Source organism: Desulfotalea psychrophila LSv54, assembly GCF_000025945.1.
Classification (GTDB): domain Bacteria; phylum Desulfobacterota; class Desulfobulbia; order Desulfobulbales; family Desulfocapsaceae; genus Desulfotalea; species Desulfotalea psychrophila.
In genome coordinates, this window is sequence record NC_006138.1 from 1060317 (window position 1) to 1078253 (window position 17937).

At 44.6% G+C, this 17937-nt stretch carries 12 protein-coding genes; 5 read left to right on the forward strand and 7 right to left on the reverse strand.

The window, feature by feature from the left end; genetic code table 11:
* Positions 1 to 460 precede the first annotated feature (460 nt).
* From DP_RS04785 to DP_RS04800, 4 genes are all read right to left on the reverse strand, one after another.
* Positions 461 to 1642 (reverse strand): iron-containing alcohol dehydrogenase, encoded by a 1182-nt coding sequence (locus DP_RS04785; RefSeq protein ID WP_041277630.1) that lies wholly within the window; start codon positions 1640 to 1642, stop codon positions 461 to 463.
* A 349-nt stretch (positions 1643 to 1991) separates the two neighbouring features.
* Positions 1992 to 3323 carry a sigma-54-dependent transcriptional regulator gene (locus DP_RS04790; protein ID WP_011188196.1) on the reverse strand — a complete coding sequence of 444 codons (1332 nt, stop codon included), beginning with the start codon at positions 3321 to 3323 and terminating at the stop codon, positions 1992 to 1994.
* Positions 3323 to 4534: a two-component system sensor histidine kinase NtrB gene (locus tag DP_RS04795; RefSeq protein ID WP_041277631.1), complete on the reverse strand. Its 1212-nt coding sequence runs from the start codon at positions 4532 to 4534 to the stop codon at positions 3323 to 3325. The genes DP_RS04790 and DP_RS04795 overlap by 1 nt, the downstream gene beginning before the upstream one ends.
* Positions 4535 to 4536: 2 nt before the next feature.
* On the reverse strand, positions 4537 to 5685 hold the full coding sequence (locus DP_RS04800; protein WP_041277632.1) for an iron-containing alcohol dehydrogenase: 1149 nt from the start codon (positions 5683 to 5685) through the stop codon (positions 4537 to 4539).
* A 511-nt stretch (positions 5686 to 6196) separates the two neighbouring features.
* On the opposite strand from DP_RS04800, the gene DP_RS04805 reads away from it, so the two are divergent.
* Together DP_RS04805 and DP_RS04810 are read left to right on the forward strand one after the other, a co-directional pair.
* On the forward strand, positions 6197 to 7393 hold the full coding sequence (locus DP_RS04805; RefSeq protein WP_011188199.1) for an aromatic amino acid transport family protein: 1197 nt from the start codon (positions 6197 to 6199) through the stop codon (positions 7391 to 7393).
* 160 nt (positions 7394 to 7553) lie between these two features.
* Positions 7554 to 7964, forward strand: coding sequence for an iron-sulfur cluster assembly scaffold protein (locus tag DP_RS04810; protein ID WP_011188200.1), 411 nt, complete (start codon positions 7554 to 7556; stop codon positions 7962 to 7964).
* An 85-nt stretch (positions 7965 to 8049) separates the two neighbouring features.
* Here DP_RS04810 and feoB read toward each other — a convergent pair whose 3' ends face one another.
* Both feoB and DP_RS04820 read right to left on the reverse strand, forming a co-directional pair.
* Entirely contained in the window at positions 8050 to 10191 is a 2142-nt protein-coding gene (feoB, locus tag DP_RS04815) for a ferrous iron transport protein B (protein WP_011188201.1), read from the reverse strand.
* 4 nt (positions 10192 to 10195) lie between these two features.
* The gene (locus tag DP_RS04820) at positions 10196 to 10471 is read right to left on the reverse strand and encodes a FeoA family protein (protein WP_011188202.1); all 276 of its coding nucleotides are present in this window, start codon (positions 10469 to 10471) and stop codon (positions 10196 to 10198) included.
* Positions 10472 to 11929: 1458 nt separating this feature from the next.
* Between DP_RS04820 and DP_RS04835 the strand changes: the two genes are divergently transcribed.
* Entirely contained in the window at positions 11930 to 12130 is a 201-nt protein-coding gene (locus tag DP_RS04835; RefSeq protein WP_011188203.1) for a cold-shock protein, read from the forward strand.
* A gap of 234 nt (positions 12131 to 12364) precedes the next feature.
* Here DP_RS04835 and DP_RS04840 read toward each other — a convergent pair whose 3' ends face one another.
* Positions 12365 to 13189 (reverse strand): MBL fold metallo-hydrolase, encoded by an 825-nt coding sequence (locus DP_RS04840; RefSeq protein ID WP_011188204.1) that lies wholly within the window; start codon positions 13187 to 13189, stop codon positions 12365 to 12367.
* A 180-nt stretch (positions 13190 to 13369) separates the two neighbouring features.
* Here DP_RS04840 and DP_RS16650 point away from each other — a divergent pair, with 180 nt between their 5' ends.
* Both DP_RS16650 and DP_RS16655 read left to right on the forward strand, forming a co-directional pair.
* Entirely contained in the window at positions 13370 to 15376 is a 2007-nt protein-coding gene (locus tag DP_RS16650; RefSeq protein WP_011188205.1) for a methyl-accepting chemotaxis protein, read from the forward strand.
* A gap of 345 nt (positions 15377 to 15721) precedes the next feature.
* Positions 15722 to 17743 carry a methyl-accepting chemotaxis protein gene (locus tag DP_RS16655; RefSeq protein ID WP_011188206.1) on the forward strand — a complete coding sequence of 674 codons (2022 nt, stop codon included), beginning with the start codon at positions 15722 to 15724 and terminating at the stop codon, positions 17741 to 17743.
* The last annotated feature ends 194 nt before the right edge of the window (positions 17744 to 17937 follow it).

A 17937-nucleotide genomic window follows, 5' to 3' on the forward strand; every position in this document is an offset into this window, starting at 1 on the left:
TTGTATGACATGTATTGATATATGCCATTACACATATTGATATATGTCTTTTTTAAAGCAATAGGCATGCCAGTTTGTGTTTGTGCCTTATTTCCGATGGATGGGGTGATGGAGCGTTTTGTGGGGGGAACGTTTTTGTCCCTTGGGGTGAGAAAAATTAGTTGATATTAATTTATGACAAAAAGATGTAGTTCGTTTTGTTGCGATTAATTGATGGCTTAGGTCGGTGTGGGACAAAAAGTCCCAGTGTGAATTCTAAATGGGGCATTTTGTCTCTTCGCTTTTGTTGCTTTTCTCGTTGCTGCTTGAGACCTGCTTTATAGGAAGCTAACTGTTGATGAGCTGTTCTGATAATTGGCTGATTTTTTCTATTGGCGTAGGACAAAAAAAAACCAGATCACCTCAGGTGATCTGGTCCTCTAAGAGAGATGCCTCTCTTGTAAGTTCTCTGTTTTGCTTTCTAGAGAGCAGCCTTGTAAATTGCTTTTACATCAGCATCTCTGAGGCCACGTGGATTGGTAAGGCCACAGGCATCTTTTTGGGCATTCGCTGTCATGATATCGATGTCTTTCTCTTCTACATCCTTGCCATAACGTCTGCCTAATTCCTTAAGGCCTGCTGGAATACCAACATCCTGGGCGAGCTGTTCTATGGATTGGATGGCAAGCTCTGCCGCATCACGCTGTGAAAGTCCGGTGATATCTTCGCCCAACAGTTCTGCAATTTTTGCATAACGTCCAACCTTGGCAATAAGGTTAAAGCGACTTACGTGGGGAAGGAGGATTGCATTACATTCGCCATGGGGCAGGTCGTAGAAACCGCCAAGCTGATGAGCCATAGCATGGACGTGACCAAGACTTGCATTGTTGAATGCCATACCGCCAAGGTACTGGGCGTAGCACATACCCTCTCGGGCGTTGATGTCACTGCCATTGGCAACGGCAGGGCGAAGATGTTGGGCAATGAGCTGAATTGATTTTTCTGCAGCGGAGTCGGTAAGTGGGGTGGCCGCAGTTGAAACATAGGCTTCAATTGAGTGAGTAAGAGCGTCCATACCTGTGGCTGCGGTAAGTGCTGGTGGCATTCCCATCATTAACATTGGATCATCGAGGGCGATACCCGGGGTTACTCGCCAGTCAACGATGGCCATTTTTACCTTACGGCTGGTATCGGTGATGATACAGAAACGGGTCATTTCAGAGGCTGTGCCTGCAGTGGTGTTTACGGCAATATATGGAGGCATTGGCTTGGTGGATTGATCTACCCCCTCGTAGTCATGAATCTTGCCACCGTTGGCAATAACAAGGCCGACGCCTTTACCACAATCATGGGATGAACCGCCACCGAGGGTAATAAGACTATCACAACCATTTTTGCTATAGGCCTCTACACCGTGAGCAACATTAATATCGGTTGGATTTGGAATAGTCTCATCGTATACAGCATATTCCATTTTTGCCGCATCACAGAGATCGGTGATCTGTTTGGTGATTCCAGCGCCTGTAATGCCTTTGTCTGTTACAATCAGAGGCTTTTTGCCACCAAGTGATTGGAGGCGGGCAGGGATTTCTTTAGCAGCGCCAATGCCGATAAGAGTTACACTGGGAATGAAATAACCGTATACTTGCTCTCGAATAGCCATGAATTTTTTCCTCATTTGTATGGGTTGTCTGTGCATTATACGTCTTGCTACATGTCTTTATACAAGCAAGAGACATGCCACTTTCTTTTTTGTGTATAGGACAGGGTCTTGTCCATATGGCCATTTTTAGGAGGGGACATTTTGCCTTCCATTTTGATTTATGGGAGGAAGAGATGTGAGGAAATGTCGAGTCTTGTTGAGTAGTAGTGTTGGTGTTTTGTTTGAGATTACAGTATGTTGTCCTGTAGGTGGGGCAGAATAACCCACGGATGAACCTTAATGGGACATTTTGTCTCCCCTTTTTGTTCTATTATACAGAAAGAGGGGGAGACGTCTGGCTTAGCTTTGCCTATTCGATATTAAATTTTGCCAATTTTCTATAGAGTGTCTTTCTGCTGATGCCGAGCATCTCTGAGGTCTTCTGCCGATTTCCCTGGTGGAAGTTGAGAATTTTGAGGATGTGTTCCCGTTCGATGGATTCAAGGGATAAATTTGGCACCTCTTTTGCGTCACCGAGGAGCTCGGTTGGCAGGCAACGAATGGTGATTAGGTCGTTTTCTGCCAGGATGGTGGCGCGCTCTATAACATTTCGTAACTCACGGACATTGCCTGGCCAGTTGTGGGCAAGGATGGTGCTCATGGCGCTATCATCAATAATATAGTGGCGGCCCTTCTGGGTGAGACGGGTAAGAAAAAAATCAACGAGCAGAGGCAGGTCCTCTTTGCGTTCGCGAAGGGGGGGGACATGGATTTGAAAGGCATTGATTCTATTGCGAAAGGCCTCGTTAAATCGTTCTTCTCCTTCGCTCTCTAGTAGGTCTCGGTTAGTGGCAAAGATAAAACGAACATCTACTTGATGTTCTAGCTTTTCTCCTACCCCGCGATAGCGTTGAGTTTCAAGCACTCGAAGCAGGGAGGCCTGAACGGCCAGAGGAAGTTCGCCAATCTCATCGAGGAAGAGGGTGCCTTTATCGGCATGGGCCAAGAGGCCATCGTGGGCAGAATCGGCACCGGTAAAGGCCCCCTTTGCATAGCCGAAGAGTTCACTGCGGGAGAGTTCCTTCTGTATCGTTGCACAATTTTTTATCACTATCTCTCTGTCTGCCCTAGTGGATTTTTGATGAATAAGCTGGGCAATAACGTCTTTTCCCACCCCGGATTCTCCGGTAAGGAGGACAGATATTTGGGCCGGGGCGACCTTGTCTACCAGAAAACGGATTTCCTGAATAGCCGGAGAATCGCCAATAAACTGTACAGGGGTTTTCCCTGCCAATTTAACCATCTTCTCCTGGGCAGCCCGTGATAATTGGGTTCGCAGATGAGCTTTTTTTATCAGGAGGTCAAGCTTGTCGAGATCAAAGGGCTTTTGGATGAAATCGCAGATGCCGAATTTCATGGCCTTGACGGCTGTATCGACATCTCCGTGGCCGGAAATCATGATTATCTGGGCATGGCTAATCTGTTCTTTCATTTGGACTAGAAGGTCGAGCCCCTCAACATCGGGAAGACGTAGGTCCATAATGATAACATCAATCTGATTTTGACTTGCCAGTTCGAGAGCTTCCTTGCCACATTCGGCGAGGAGGATCTTGCGTTCAGGGGAACGGAGTTCCTTCTCGAGGAGTCTGCGGATGCTTCTCTCATCATCGATGACGAGGATGGAGTATTCTTGTTCATTCATTACAAAATAGCCTCCGGTAATAAGACAGTAAAAGAGGCGCCTTTTTCTTGGTTATTTAAAGCAGTTATTGTGCCTTGGTGATTACTGACAATGCCGTAACAGGTAGAGAGGCCAATACCGGTGCCCTGGCCAACCTGTTTGGTGGTGAAAAAGGGGTCAAATATTTTTTCCAGAATCTCTTCTGCAATGCCAGAGCCGGTGTCTTTAAAGATCAACTTCACTGTATTGTCCATGCCTTTGCGGGTAATAATCTCTATTTCACCACCATCCTTCATGGCGTCAAAGGCATTAATTACCAGGTTGATAATCACCTGTTTTAGTTGGGATTCATCACCAAGAATTACCGGTAAGTTGGGGTCAAGTGTGGTTTTTACCGATATATTCTGCTGATCCTTCAGGTGATGTTGCAGGATAAAGAGAATATCACCAACGCACTGGTTGAGGCGGACTATGCTCCGGGTAGATTCAAGGGGTCTGCTAAAGGTGAGCAGGGTTTTGACAATATCTCGACAACGCAGGCATTCGGTAATGATGGTTTCTGTGTATTCATCAAAGTCTGCCACAAGTTCATCCTCTACCCGCCCGACAAGTTTGTTTACCCGGCGTTGCAGACCTTGGGCAAAGCCACTGATAGAGGTGAGAGGGTTATTGATTTCATGGGCAATTCCCGCAGCCAGGGTGCCGACGGTGGCCATCTTTTCTGACTGGGCATATTTAACCTGATATCTTTTTTCCAGAGTCACATCTCTTTTAAAGAGAAGAACGCGACGCAATCCATTGCTATCCTTGGGCATGGGCGATGCTATCATCTCATAGTACTTAAGATGGGAGTCAATGGTGAAAGAGCAGAGATCCTTGACTATCCGTTGCTCGGTAATTGCTAACTGGACGGGACATTCCGGACAGGGAGTTGTCCTTTTTCGCAGGATCTGATAGCAGGGGCTGCCTATTACATCGGTGTCTGGATACCATTCAGCCGCGACATGGTTTGTCTGTTGGATGATATAGTCCTCGGAAAGTACGAGCATCAGGTCGGTGATCCCATCTAGAATCAGTTGCATCTTCTTGCGGTTTATCAGTAATTCCTGGTTGGCCTGTTCGAGCTCTTCAACCTTGTGTTGTAATGCCTTGTAAAAGCCGATCTTGCAGTGGCCAATGCCGATGAGATCATCAAGGGTAGGGGCAGGTTTTGCGTTATTTAAACTTATCATTGTTACCATACCTCCTGGCATATTGAGAAGAGATCTTCCCAAGAGACTGGGCGTGGGTTGGTAAGAATGCAGGCATCTTCTATTGCAACCTTACAGATTTTTTTCAGACGATCTTCTTCTGTATAGGTAATTATTTCTGAGAGTTTTGTGGCAACGGGCATTTTTGAAAAAAAATGTTCGAGCTCCATGATGCCGGCAAGGGCAGTGTCGTATTCTGTTGCCGCCTGTCTCACTGAAATAGTACGGGCAATTTTGGCCAATTTCTTTGTGCTACATTTGAGGTGAAAGCGCATGACAGCGGGAAGAAGTATGGGGTGTATTGCCCCATGGGCAATATCGAAATAGCCGCCCAGAGTATGGGCAAGGGCATGTTCCGCGCCAAGGCTTGCATTGCTAAAGGCCATAGATGCAGAAACCGAAGCGATACTGAGTTGTTCCAGATCATCGAGTGAGCCGGTAATGATGGCTTTGGGTAGGTATTCGTAAATGAGAGCGATGGCCTGGAGTGAATGAGTTTCAGTAAAAGGGGATGCAATTTTAGAGAGATAGGCTTCAACTGCATGGGCAAAGGCATCAACTGCTGAGTGAATAATGAGTTGGGTGCTCTTGGTTGTCAGCAGGGAGGGATCTATAATAGCGAGGTTGGCCACTATGGTACGGGTGATGATTGACATTTTCACCTTTCTGGCCATATCGGTGATGATGCAGAATTGAGAAATTTCAGAGCCACTTCCTGCCGTGGTGGTGATCAGAATCATTGGCGGCAGGGGAAGGTTGACCCGGTTAGCACCTTCATAATCTCGTATTCTGCCACCATTACTGGCGATGATGGCGATTCCTTTGGCCGTGTCGATGGCGCTCCCTCCTCCGAGAGCAATAATCACATCGGCACCTTCTTCCTGGTAAATCTTTGCCCCCTCTTCTACTTCGAAATCTCTTGGGTTGGGTGAAACATGTGAGTAATACACCGAATCAACGCCTTCTGCTTCGAGTATGCTGATCAGTTTGGCCACCCAGCCGGCCTTTTCAATGCCGGAGTCGCTGACAAGAAAGACCTTTTTTGCCCCGAGGCGTAGGGCACATTTGCCCGTATGTTTTAGGCTTCCCCGGCCAAAAATAATCTCTGGAATTGCAAACTTGGTAATGTACATCAAACTTTCTCCTCTGTGTGCAAAAAAGAGCAATAACCTTTTTGTTCCCTGAACCAAAAAGTAACAGGAAAGATATAGCATAGTTCAGCCATGGGTGGCTCGGCTTTTATGAGGGCTCTTCGTATCTTTCAGGAATGAGGAGCTTTTTTTTTGTTTGGTGGATCAGCCGGGCAACGACTTTTTCTCAGGGATATTAACAGATAATATGTGATTCATCCTCTGATATTAAATTTTTTTGACTGATCGACTGGTAGAAGTGTTTTTTTTAGATGATATTTTGTCTTTATGGGTGATTAAGTTGTTTATGTTCGTCTGCCAATGTATTTTCTGTTTGATTCTTTTTTGCGAATAGTTATCTTGTTACTGTGGTAAGTAATAATAATTATAGATAGTTTTGTTGCTATAAAGGGTCATGGCTTTGCACGTCGCGAGCTATGATTTTTGTTTGAACATCTATTGTAAAAGAAAGGTCATGTATGGCTGTTAATCATGGAGAAAAGATCTTAGACGCATGAAGAATTCAAAAGTACTGGGCAGTACCCTGATTATTGCAGGAACAAGTATCGGTGCGGGGATGTTAGCACTTCCCCTGGCTTCGGCAGGGCTTGGTTGTTTTACCTCTTTTATTATCTTATTGGTTATGTGGCTGCTTATGTCATATACGGCATTATTGATGTTAGAGGTGCATCAGCATGCCGCTAAGGACGCAACTCTTCACACTCTTGCCAGTCAATTTTTGGGCAGGCGGGGAGATATGGTGGCAACTGTTTCCATGCTTTTTTTGTTTTATGCCCTCTGTGCAGCCTATATTGCCGGCGGTGGGGCACAGTTTAACGTAAAATTAACTGATTGGTTTCATTTGGCTGTGCCACAGGAAGTGGGAACTATTCTCTTTACTGTCATTGTTGCAACTGTTGTTACCTTCGGTACCGGTTCTGTTGATATGGTTAACCGCCTACTCTTTTCGGCAAAGATTGTGGTGTTGGCGATTATGCTTTTCTTTCTTACCCCCAGTATAAATCCTGCTAATCTGGTGACCATGCCAATTCATCAGGGACTTATTCTCTCGGCATTGCCTGTTATATTTACCTCCTTTGGTTTTCATGGCAGTATTCCTGCCGTTGTTCGTTATCTTGATTTGGATATGAAGGCACTGCGCAGAGTACTTATTATCGGTTCAGCACTTCCTTTGCTGATCTATATTCTCTGGCTTTTGACAACCCTTGGTGTCTTGAGCCAGGGAGTACTTTTGCAAAATCAAAACCTGGCCGCCTTTGTTAAGACCCTTTCGGGTTCAATAGAGAGTAGCCAGATTGGCCGGGCTGTTTCCATTTTTGCTGATCTTGCCCTGGTAACATCTTTTCTTGGCGTAAGCCTAGGTCTCTTTGAATTTCTGGGTGATAGCCTGGGTAAGGGGAGGGGAGGTCTGTTTATTGCTTTGATTACCTTTTTGCCACCTCTGGGTTTTGCTCTTTTTTATCCACAGGGATTTATTACAGCCCTGGGTTATGCTGCTATCGCCCTTGCTGTTCTTGCTGTTTTACTTCCAGTTGCTATGGTAAAGGTGGCACGTAAGAGATACACTGGATCGGGCTTTTATCGCGCACCCGGTGGTGGTGGCGCTTTGGTGCTGACTGGTCTACTGGGCCTTGTTATTATTGTCTCTCAAGTATTAATTAGTTTTGGCATAGTTCCCGCTATTGGTTAATTTATTCTTAATAAGAATTAACCGATGAGCTGTTGGGGTGGATTTCATGTCATGCCACTCTTTCCCTATGAAGATGGGACATAGGCATAATAGAAAATGGAGTTGTATTTCTCTATGCATAAATACAACTATTTAAGGATATTATATCAAGGGGAAGAGGATGGAACTTTCTGGGATCTTTGTGGCTGTCGGAGTGGTACTGCTTGTTGTTGTCTGTTGGTTTGGCTTTTATTATTTGGCCAATTCGCCCATGCTCAGCCCTGAGGCAACGGCCAAGGTTGTGGGGAATTGTGGCGATACCATGGAGATGAGCCTGCGCATCAGAGATGACCGGGTTGAAAAAACTCGTTATTCATCCGATGGTTGCTCCATTAGTCAGCAGTGTATTGAGGCAGCGGCGATGCTTGCTCAGGGGAAGACTATAGAAGAGGTGCGAAAAATTAACATGATGCATGTGATTGATATTGTAGGAGATCTACCCGATAGTCATCTGCACTGTGCTCAATTGGCTGAAACCACCCTGCAGCATGCCATAGGCGATTATGTGCAGAAGCAGAGAAGGATGTCCTGACACAACTGTTAAGGGTCTGGTTAGATCCTGTTGACTAAATGCCTCTCTTGATCAGATCAAGGGAGGCATTGTGGTAAGAGGCCTTTTAATTACTGCTGGCAATGGGTGGGTTGAAAATTATGTTTTTACTGCTTCTCTCCTGCTGGCCCAGGAGGTAGAGGCCACCATAGATAGAGCAGAGGACAAGAAGCGAGACCGCTATATATACGATACTATGGCCCTCGGTAATCTGATAGAAGAGGGTTGCCACCGACCATGCCAGCATGGTTGAATAGGTGGCCATAACTCCTGCATAAAATCCACCCATCTCCTGTTTGGCAGCACCTATAACGGCAAGACAGGGAAAATACATAAGGACAAAGAGTAGGTAGGCAAATGCAGAATAAACGGTAAAGCGGGCTGCTATGTTGTTGTAGACACTCACATTAGCACCAATCTCCTCGGAGATGGTCTCGTTATCCTCTGAGATAAGACCAATACCCAGTATATCAAAGGAGCTGATAATTCCAGTAAAACCATCGCTGATGGAGGTGAATGCCTCGCCTACGGTTGCGCCTATCTGTAGACTTCCTTCGGTATCTTCGCTCATTGGATTGACAGCTTGAGTATTTGTCTCATCCATGGTGGCGTAGAGGGAGTTGATGGTGCCGACAATGGCCTCCTTGGCAAAGAGACCGGTGAAGAGGGCCACCGATGCCGGCCAATTTTCTTTTGTGATTCCCATGGGAACGAAAATGGGTGAGATTGCTCTACCGCTGTGGGCCAGTACAGAGTGTTGTGAGTCTTCGTTACCAAAGGAGATCTGGCCATTTTTGATGCCGATGGAGTTGAGTATGCTGAGGAAAAAAACAGCCAGAACGACAATTTTGCCTGCCCTTCTGATAAAGTTCATCATTCTCAGCCAGGCACTCTTCAGCACAGACCCTGGGCGAGGGGTATGGTAGAGGGGAAGGTCTATAACAAAATGGGACGTTGCCCCCTTGAACAGGGTGTTTTTGAGAAAGTAGCCAGTGACCACAGCCATGATCAGTCCGGAAATATAGATCATAAATACGGCAAACCCTGAGTAGGCTCCGAAGAGAGCAGCACAGAAGAGGGCGTAGACAGGCAGACGGGCACCACACGACATAAATGGGGCCATGAAGATTGTCATAAACCGATCTTTCTTATTGGTTAGGGTTCTCGTTGCCATAATAGCCGGTACGGTGCAACCAAAGCCCACGACCATGGGAATAAAGGCGGAGCCTGGCAGTCCTATTTTTCTCATAAAACGATCTGCCATTACCCCGACCCGGGCCATATAGCCAAGGTCTTCCAGGATGGCGAGGGCAAGGAACATAAAGAAGACAACGGGAATAAAGGTGGCGACGGTCTGAAAGCCAGCTCCAAGCCCTGTTGCCAGGATGACGGTGACCCACTCCGGACTACCAATTGCTGAGAGTAATTTATTGGGAATATCAATAAAGAGCAGTCCGCCTATGATATCAAAGAAATCAATGAATACGGACCCCAGCCCAATGGCAAACCAAAAGGTGATAAACATTGATATTAAAAATACAGGAACAGCCGCAAAGCGATTCATGACAATATTATCGACCCGGTTGGTGAGATTTTCATTTCGATCTTTTTTTTCTCTGACTATGCGACCATAAATTTTATCGATAAAGTTATATTTTTCAACTGTAGAGAAGATATCTTGCCGGGAGGCATGAGAATGATGGCTTGGTAATTCGTTTGCATATTTTTCAATTTGTTTCAGGGCATTTGCTACAGAGGTCTTATCAATACCTATGACAGGAATAACAGGAAGACCAATATCTTTACTCAGCTGGTCTATATCTATCTGTAGCCCTTCGCTTTCCGCCATATCAAGCATATTTAAGAGGATGATAATCTGGTTTGTTCTCTCCTTGAGATCCATGGTAAGGTAGAGGTTGCGGGAAAGGTTTGTTGCATCCACCACATTGAGAATTATGTCATACTCTGCCTCACGAATTACCCGTTCAGCAACTTTTTGATCCTCCGAGTCTGGGGTTAAATTGTAGGTTCCTGGAAGATCAATTAACTCTATCGTGCTTCCCTGCAGGGGAAATGTGCCCTCTTTCTTTTCTACGGTCACGCCTGGCCAGTTGCCAACTTTTTGTCGAGAGCCGGTAAGGCGATTAAAGATGGTAGTTTTACCACAGTTGGGGACCCCGGCAATTGCAATTCGTTCAATCTTGTGCATCTTGTCACTCCGTTACTAAAATTTGTTGGGCCTCATTTTTCCTTAGAGCAACACGACTTCCACGTATTTGGATAACGATGGGATCTGAAATATTGACTGAGGCAAGTTCTATTGGTGTGCCTTCAATAAAGCCCATTTTGTAGAGCTTGGCGGCGTAGTCTGATGTACTTTGGGCAAAGTCGGTTTCCTGGCAAGTGTAGTCTGATAGGCTTTGGTTAAAACCAGGCACCTTGTAGGTTTTTCCTCTTTTAATATTGGTCAGTTTTATACTAATAGGCATGGCAGATCCTCTGGTTAAATTGTGAACTCAATGTTATGCCAATCGAGATGTTAGACTGGCCTTACAGCTGTGGAGCAGTATAGCGGGGATGAGATGCTTCGTCAACTTAAAAGTAAGGCCTGCCATAATAGTGCGGATAGTCTAAGTGTCTTGCTGCGAAATTAGGCTTGCTGGAATAAGAAAAAAGCGAATTGGCAGTGGATCTATCTGGTGGCGTAATGTGGATTTTGTAATGCTATGGGTGGGATAGGGGCGTCAGAGGAATGAGTGTATTTGTTGAGATAGTGTATTAAAATTAAAGGCCCTCCTTAGAAAAATTTCTGAGGAGGGCCTTTTGTGCTCTATGGCATTGCCGATCAAGAGTGCTTCTGACTTCTCTTATCACGAGCTCAGCACGGCTAATGCTTCTGGACCTCCACATGTCGCACACCCAACCGTCCAACCTGTAAAGAGAACTTCAGATAAGGAGTTTGTATTTTTAGCGCTTAATTTTTTCATAGTGCCGCTCTTTGAACTGTCTAAATTTTATACCTATTTCAGGGAGAAAAATTGCCAAAACCAAACAGTCTGTTTGGCTTTTTGCTGTCTCATCGTCTTTTTTTATGGGAAAAGAAGGGTGAGCCCCATGGGGGTTCCAAACATTACCAGGCCGGTGGCTAAACCAATAAAGAGAACACTGGACAGAGAGTATATTTTTTTAGCGATTAATGATTTCATGGCACTACCATTTTAACTTTTAAGTGTGTGACAGACAGGTTTTTGAACTGCTGTGTATAATAATTTCTGTGGAACGATTCCTGTATACATCTTTGTCTTTTGAAAAGAAATTTCGAAATACCATACTTGTTGTTCGGTTTTGCTAAACACTTCTTGTCCGGCCACTTTTTGCCGATTGGCAAGCGCCGATGGAGTGCTTTAATGTCTGCATATTCGGTGGGATAATTTTTTTATTGTCGGGCGCTATTCATAGCCCTGGGGTTTTCGTTGATTTATAAAAGGGCAATATTTTTTTGTTCAGCCCTTGCATTCGTGTTTTTCTTTTCTCATTACCCACAAAAAGTAGCTGACCAGCCCTTATTGCAATCAGGATCTGTCTACAGAGTGTTTAGGGTGGGTGGCGCCCTTTTTATTCTGCTGTGCCCTGCTCTTTTTTACAGGAAACTTATGGGGCTAGGGTGGAGATTGTTTAGCAATGAACTTGTTATGATTATAAAAAAAACAAAAAAAGGAATAAAAAATTTGATTTGGATTTTCTTTTCAGTACAATAAATATTGTAGGGTCTGTTGGGGAAAAATAGGTTTTTCCTGATCTGGCTTTTTACGGTGGTAAGCCTTACTGCTTACTTTGTTTCGCACTTGGGGTACAGACGTTGTCAGATATGTGTAGATATAGAATCATCGCTATGACAAGTACTACCTGGGGTTGGAACTATGAAACTTCATTAGAGGAGATTTGTCATGGCTGAAGGAACAGTTAAATGGTTTAACGACGCGAAAGGTTTTGGTTTTATCGAGCAAGAAGGTGGCGATGATCTCTTCGTACACTACAGTAGCATCAGTGGAGAAGGTTTCAAAACCCTTCAAGAGGGTACCCGCGTGTCTTTCGATATCGAGCAAGGCCCTAAGGGCCCGGCAGCAGCCAACGTTGTTGTTCTTTAATAGATTGGTATTGCTTTACTTGATAAGAGCCTTCCCGGTAGTGTGGGAGGCTTTTTGCCTCTGGTGTACCCGGCTGGTTCTTGTCTGCGTTCAGCTACGCGATCCATTGCTCGCCGACAAAGCCTACCTGTTTCAAGCCCATCCCATTCTGTTAGTCTAGCCCCTTACTCTTCTTTGCAACCTCTTGCAAAGGTTTGAAATTTCATCTTCTTATTCATTAATACAGCTAATCTCTTAGTTATACTCCAAGACCTTGGACACGCCAATTTCGCCAATATTGGAATAGTGGGAGAGGATGATCTTGTACTGCAGGGATGTGCAGTGGCAGGGATGCATCTGAGCAATTTTGGCCCGTTGAAAATAATCTCGTGTTCCCTGGTCCTGTCTTTCATCTGGCTGTAGGAGGTGAAAGCCACCAATGATATCCACTATTCTCTCCTCACCACAGATCTTTTTGCCATATTCAATAATATTACATATACCTGAATGGGAGCAGCCGGTAATAATAACCAGTCCATCCTTTGACTTATAGACGAGTGCTGAGTCATCCATAAGGTAGTCATCTGCTCTGTCATCCCCGTGTTTTCCCAGCGGACTTTTGTTTTCAAAATCATTATTTCTTTCAATTTCTCCCAGGAAGACCAGAGATGGAGTGATCCAAAAGGGGTTCTTCTGCAGGTTGAGCTGGCAGGCAGTTTTTACCGCAGCCATATCAATATCTGCTCCTATTGATTCACCTTCATACTCCTTATGTTCAAATACAGTTGGATGGGCAATGATTTTAGGTGAGAGGAAGCCTTGCTCTGGTTGGTCCAGGAGATGCTCCAGTAACGGCTGTAGGCCTCTTGTATGGTCGTTATGGCCGTGGGAGATAACAATATAGTTGATATCAAGGAGATCCTCTCCCATTTTTTGCCCATTTTGGATAAAGGCATCCGAGTAGCCAAGGTCAAAAAGTATTTTTACTCCTGACTCCTCAATGAGATAGGAAACCGCTGGCTCTGCTAAAAAGTATTTATCAATAAGTGTATTGTTATCCATGAGTACGGTGATTTTCAAAATAGGACTCTCTCTGGTTAGGTTGTTGCAGTGGAAAACAGGGATTCTGGGTAATCAGAATAAAGACGATAAGACTTGTGGGAACAATGAATGCTATTATAGTGTTTCTTTAAGTTCAAGAATAAAATCAGATCCTTTGCTCCATATTTAATGTGATAATTTAAATTTTTAGAGGAAATTATGAAAGATTTTTCAATTAAACAGAAGTTGGTTTTTGCCTTTGCCGCAACATCTCTTATTTCGATTATTATATTATCTTCTTTTTTAATCTACAACATTAAAAATAATGCCGTAAATTCATTTGTCTCTGCGACTAATCGTGAGCTTGAACAGATAGATAATGGGTTTAAATTTTTTATAGAGGGCGTTGCCACAAGTATAAGGGCAATAAGTAGTAATAATCTTGTGCGTAATCTCGATGTAAGGTTACCAAATTATACAGAAACCACGGTAAAAAAGCAGGTTAATCTTAATGTGCTGGACCCAAGAGCTGTGGCAATACATGAGCTCTTTAGGCAGTCGGAGCAGGCTGATGGGGCCTATCTTGAGGCTTTTATGGGGACCCAGTATGGTGGCTTTGCCTCTTCTTCGCTCGGTGTTCCTGCTGCTTTTGATCCCAGGCAGAGGGGGTGGTATCGTGAAGCCCTTGCCAAAAATGAGGTCTGTGTGACGCCAGCATATATGTCTGTTATAACTCAAAAAGCTGTTTTTAGTCTGGCTGGGCCGATTAAAAATATGTCTGGGCAAACCGTAGGAGCTGTAGGGATTGATGTCTCCCTCTCTGTTATGACAGATCTTATACACCAGATGAAAATAGGAAAAACTGGTTTTGTTGTTCTGCTTCAGGGTGATGGAGTTGTTCTTGCCAATCCTCAACATCCAGAACAGAATTTTAAAGCGATTCGGGATCTTAATTTGCCCGGTTACAGGGAAATATTTACCATGAGCAACGGCTCTATGGAGCTTGAAGAGAGTGGAGAGACATTTTTGGCAACGGTCTATACATCTCCTCAGCTTGGATATAAGTTTGTGGGAATGATTGCTAAATCTGAGGTGATGGCGGAGTCTAAGGGCCTTACAAATATTCTCATTGCTATCTCCCTGTTTTTGGTTGGTCTCTTTGTTGTGTTGGGGTTTTTCCTGGCAGGATCAATTATTAAACCAATCTCTTATACCGCAGCTATGTTGAAAGATATTGCTCAGGGTGAGGGTGATTTAACCATGCGCCTGCAAATTAAGAACAAGGATGAGATGGGGGAACTTGCCCACTGGTTCAATGCATTTGTGGAGCACCTGCAAAAAATTATAGGTCAAATTAAAGAGAACAGTGATGGTGTAAATGTCGCGGCAGAAGGTTTGACGGGCATATCAGTAGAACTCACAGGGAGCGCTAAAGACACCACTCTGCGTTCTAGTAATGTTGCCTCTGCCGCTGAAGAGATGAACATTAATCTCAACAATGTGGCGGCAGCCATGGAGCAATCGGCAACTAATACAGCCATGGTTGCTTCCGCTGCCGAACAGATGACTGCCACCATTAATGAAATTGCCCAGAATGCAGAAAGCGCCAGGGCTATATCAGATAGTGCCGTTCAACAGTCAACTCAGGCCTCCACCAGAATGGAGGAGCTTAACGCTTCAGCCGTTGCTATTGGTAAGGTAACAGAAACTATCACCGAGATTTCTGAACAGACGAATCTTCTTGCCCTGAATGCAACTATTGAGGCTGCCCGAGCGGGTGAAGCGGGCAAGGGCTTTGCCGTGGTTGCCAATGAGATTAAGGAGTTGGCCAAGCAAACTGCCGCTGCAACCCTCAATATCAAGCTACAGATTGAGGATGTGCAGAACACGACCTCGGTCACGGCAGTGGAGATTGGTGATGTCTCCAGGGTCATCGAGAAGGTCAATGAAACTGTTGGTGCTATTGCCACGGCTGTGGAAGAGCAGTCGGCGGCAACCAGAGAAATTGCCGATAATATCTTCCAGGCATCTGAAGGTATTGAGGCTGTTAATGTGAATGTGAGTCAAAGCTCTGCTGGTTCAGGTGAGATTACAGAAAATATCACCCTGGTGAATAGCGATGCAGAGGGTATTGCCGGGCTGAGTGTCAACGTTGCCGGTAGTGCTCAACAACTCGAAGAGATGGCCCATGAGTTAAATGAAATTGTTGGCAAATTTAAAATATAAGAGAAGAAAAAAATCCTTGGAGGTAGTGCCTGTAGCGTCTTTGCTATAGGTGCTTGCCAACTCTGTTAAAAAAAGAGTAAGCTGTTGTTCATTATTTGTCGTCAAACTTTTTTTAACCTCTTTCCATGGGTAAAGGTAAGTCTTGGCAGATAGTTTATGAAAAATATATTTGAGTTGGTGGTTAGGCTTTTGCGGTTAGGAAAAAAAGACTCATTATGGAGGATAATAGGGTCGATTAAATAAGTGGGCGAATGAATGTTATTGTGGTAATGCGTTCGATTCAAGAAGAAAATCAGGTCGTTTGCTCCATGTTTAATGTGATAATTTAAATTTTTAGAGGAAATTATGAAAGATTTTTCGATCAAACAAAAGCTGGTTTTTGCTTTTGCTGCAACATCCCTTATTCCGATTCTTATATTATCGTCTTTTTTGGTCTACAATATTAAAAAGAATGCCGTAAATTCATTTGTTTCTGCGACTAATCGTGAGCTCCAACAGATAGACAATGGCTTTAATTTTTTTATAGATGGCGTTGGCACAAGTTTAAAGGCTGTACGTACTAATCATCTTGTTCGTAATCTTGATGAAATCCTGCCCAATTACACTCAGACTACAATAAAAAAGCAGATTAATCTCAATGCCCTTGGCCAGACAGCTGTTGAAACGCATGCGCTTTTTGAGCAATTAGAGCAGGCCAATAGCACCTACCTTGAGGTCTATATGGGCACTCAATATGGTGGTTACGCCTCTTCATCGCTTAATGCTATGCCTGCAGGTTTTGATCCCAGACAGAGGGGGTGGTATCGTGATGCCATTGCTAAAAATGAGGTTTTTGTTACGCCTGCATATATGACTATCTCCACCCAAGAGGCCGTTTTTAGTCTGGTGGGGCCGATTCAGGATATGTCGGGTCAAACTGTTGGTGTTGCCGGTATTGATGTTTCTCTCTCTGCCATGACTGATCTGATTAATAAGATGAAAATAGGAAAAACTGGTTTTGTTGTTCTGGTTCAGGGCGATGGTGTTGTTCTTGCCAATCCTCAACATCCAGATCAAAATTTTAAAGAGATTCGGGATCTTAATTTGCCCGCATACCGGGAACTTTCCACCATGAGCAGTGGCTCTATGGAGCTTGAAGAGAGTGGAGAGACATTTCTGGCAACGGTCTATACATCTCCTCAGCTTGGATATAAGTTTGTGGGAATGATTGCTAAGTCTGAGGTGATGGAGGAGGCTAAGGGCCTTACAAATATTCTCATTGCTATCTCCCTGTTTCTGATTGGTCTCTTTGTTGTGTTGGGGTTTTTCCTGGCAGGATCAATTATTAAACCAATCTCTTATACCGCAGCTATGTTGAAAGATATTGCTCAGGGTGAGGGTGATTTAACCATGCGCCTGCAAATTAAGAACAAGGATGAGATGGGGGAACTTGCCCACTGGTTCAATGCATTTGTGGAGCACCTGCAAAAAATTATAGGTCAAATTATAGGTCAAATTAAAGAGAACAGTGATGGTGTAAATGTCGCGGCAGAAGGTTTGACGGGCATATCAGTAGAACTCACAGGGAGCGCTAAAGACACCACTCTGCGTTCTAGTAATGTTGCCTCTGCCGCTGAAGAGATGAACATTAATCTCAACAATGTGGCGGCAGCCATGGAGCAATCGGCAACTAATACAGCCATGGTTGCTTCCGCTGCCGAGGAGATGACTGCCACCATTAATGAAATTGCCCAGAATGCAGAAAGCGCCAGGGCTATATCAGATAGTGCCGTTCAACAGTCAACTCAGGCCTCCACCAGAATGGAGGAGCTTAACGCTTCAGCCGTTGCTATTGGTAAGGTAACAGAAACTATCACCGAGATTTCTGAACAGACGAATCTTCTTGCCCTGAATGCAACTATTGAGGCTGCCCGGGCGGGTGAAGCGGGCAAGGGCTTTGCCGTGGTTGCCAATGAGATTAAGGAGTTGGCCAAGCAAACTGCCGCTGCAACCCTCAATATCAAGCTACAGATTGAGGATGTGCAGAACACGACCTCGGTCACGGCTGTTGAGATCGGAGATGTTTCTAAGGTTATTGAGGAGGTGAATGAAATTGTCGGTGCTATTGCCACGGCTGTGGAAGAACAGTCGGCGGCAACCAGAGAAATTGCCGATAATATTTTCCAGGCATCTGAAGGTATTGAGGATGTTAATTTGAATGTGAGTCAGAGTAGTGCTGTCTCAGGTGAGATTACAGAAAATATCACCCTGGTGAATAACGATGCAGAGGGTATTTCCGGGCTGAGTGTCAACATTGCCGGTAGTGCTCAACAACTCGAAAATATGGCCCACGGGTTGAATCAAATTGTTGGTAAGTTTAAAATCTAAGAGAAGAACTTCTGAGCTGCAGTAACTACTGTCTGTTGTTACTGTGGCTTTTTTTTGATTTTTGCAGAGCCCCTTCTGTTTTCCTGTGTTTATAGCTAGATTTCACTCTGTTTATCGCCCTTTATCGGGGAGAACGGGAGAAACCTATTCCCCTGAATTTGCAAGAAAACGTTAATTGTTGTAGACTCGTGCCC

Coding starts and splice junctions, on each gene's coding strand:
- DP_RS04785 (WP_041277630.1), bottom strand. CDS start 1,642: ATGGCTATTCGAGAGCAAGTATACGGTTATTTCATTCCCAGTGTAACT.
- DP_RS04790 (WP_011188196.1), bottom strand. CDS start 3,323: ATGAATGAACAAGAATACTCCATCCTCGTCATCGATGATGAGAGAAGC.
- DP_RS04795 (WP_041277631.1), bottom strand. CDS start 4,534: ATGATAAGTTTAAATAACGCAAAACCTGCCCCTACCCTTGATGATCTC.
- DP_RS04800 (WP_041277632.1), bottom strand. CDS start 5,685: ATGTACATTACCAAGTTTGCAATTCCAGAGATTATTTTTGGCCGGGGA.
- DP_RS04805 (WP_011188199.1), top strand. CDS start 6,197: ATGAAGAATTCAAAAGTACTGGGCAGTACCCTGATTATTGCAGGAACA.
- DP_RS04810 (WP_011188200.1), top strand. CDS start 7,554: ATGGAACTTTCTGGGATCTTTGTGGCTGTCGGAGTGGTACTGCTTGTT.
- feoB (WP_011188201.1), bottom strand. CDS start 10,191: ATGCACAAGATTGAACGAATTGCAATTGCCGGGGTCCCCAACTGTGGT.
- DP_RS04820 (WP_011188202.1), bottom strand. CDS start 10,471: ATGCCTATTAGTATAAAACTGACCAATATTAAAAGAGGAAAAACCTAC.
- DP_RS04835 (WP_011188203.1), top strand. CDS start 11,930: ATGGCTGAAGGAACAGTTAAATGGTTTAACGACGCGAAAGGTTTTGGT.
- DP_RS16650 (WP_011188205.1), top strand. CDS start 13,370: ATGAAAGATTTTTCAATTAAACAGAAGTTGGTTTTTGCCTTTGCCGCA.
- DP_RS16655 (WP_011188206.1), top strand. CDS start 15,722: ATGAAAGATTTTTCGATCAAACAAAAGCTGGTTTTTGCTTTTGCTGCA.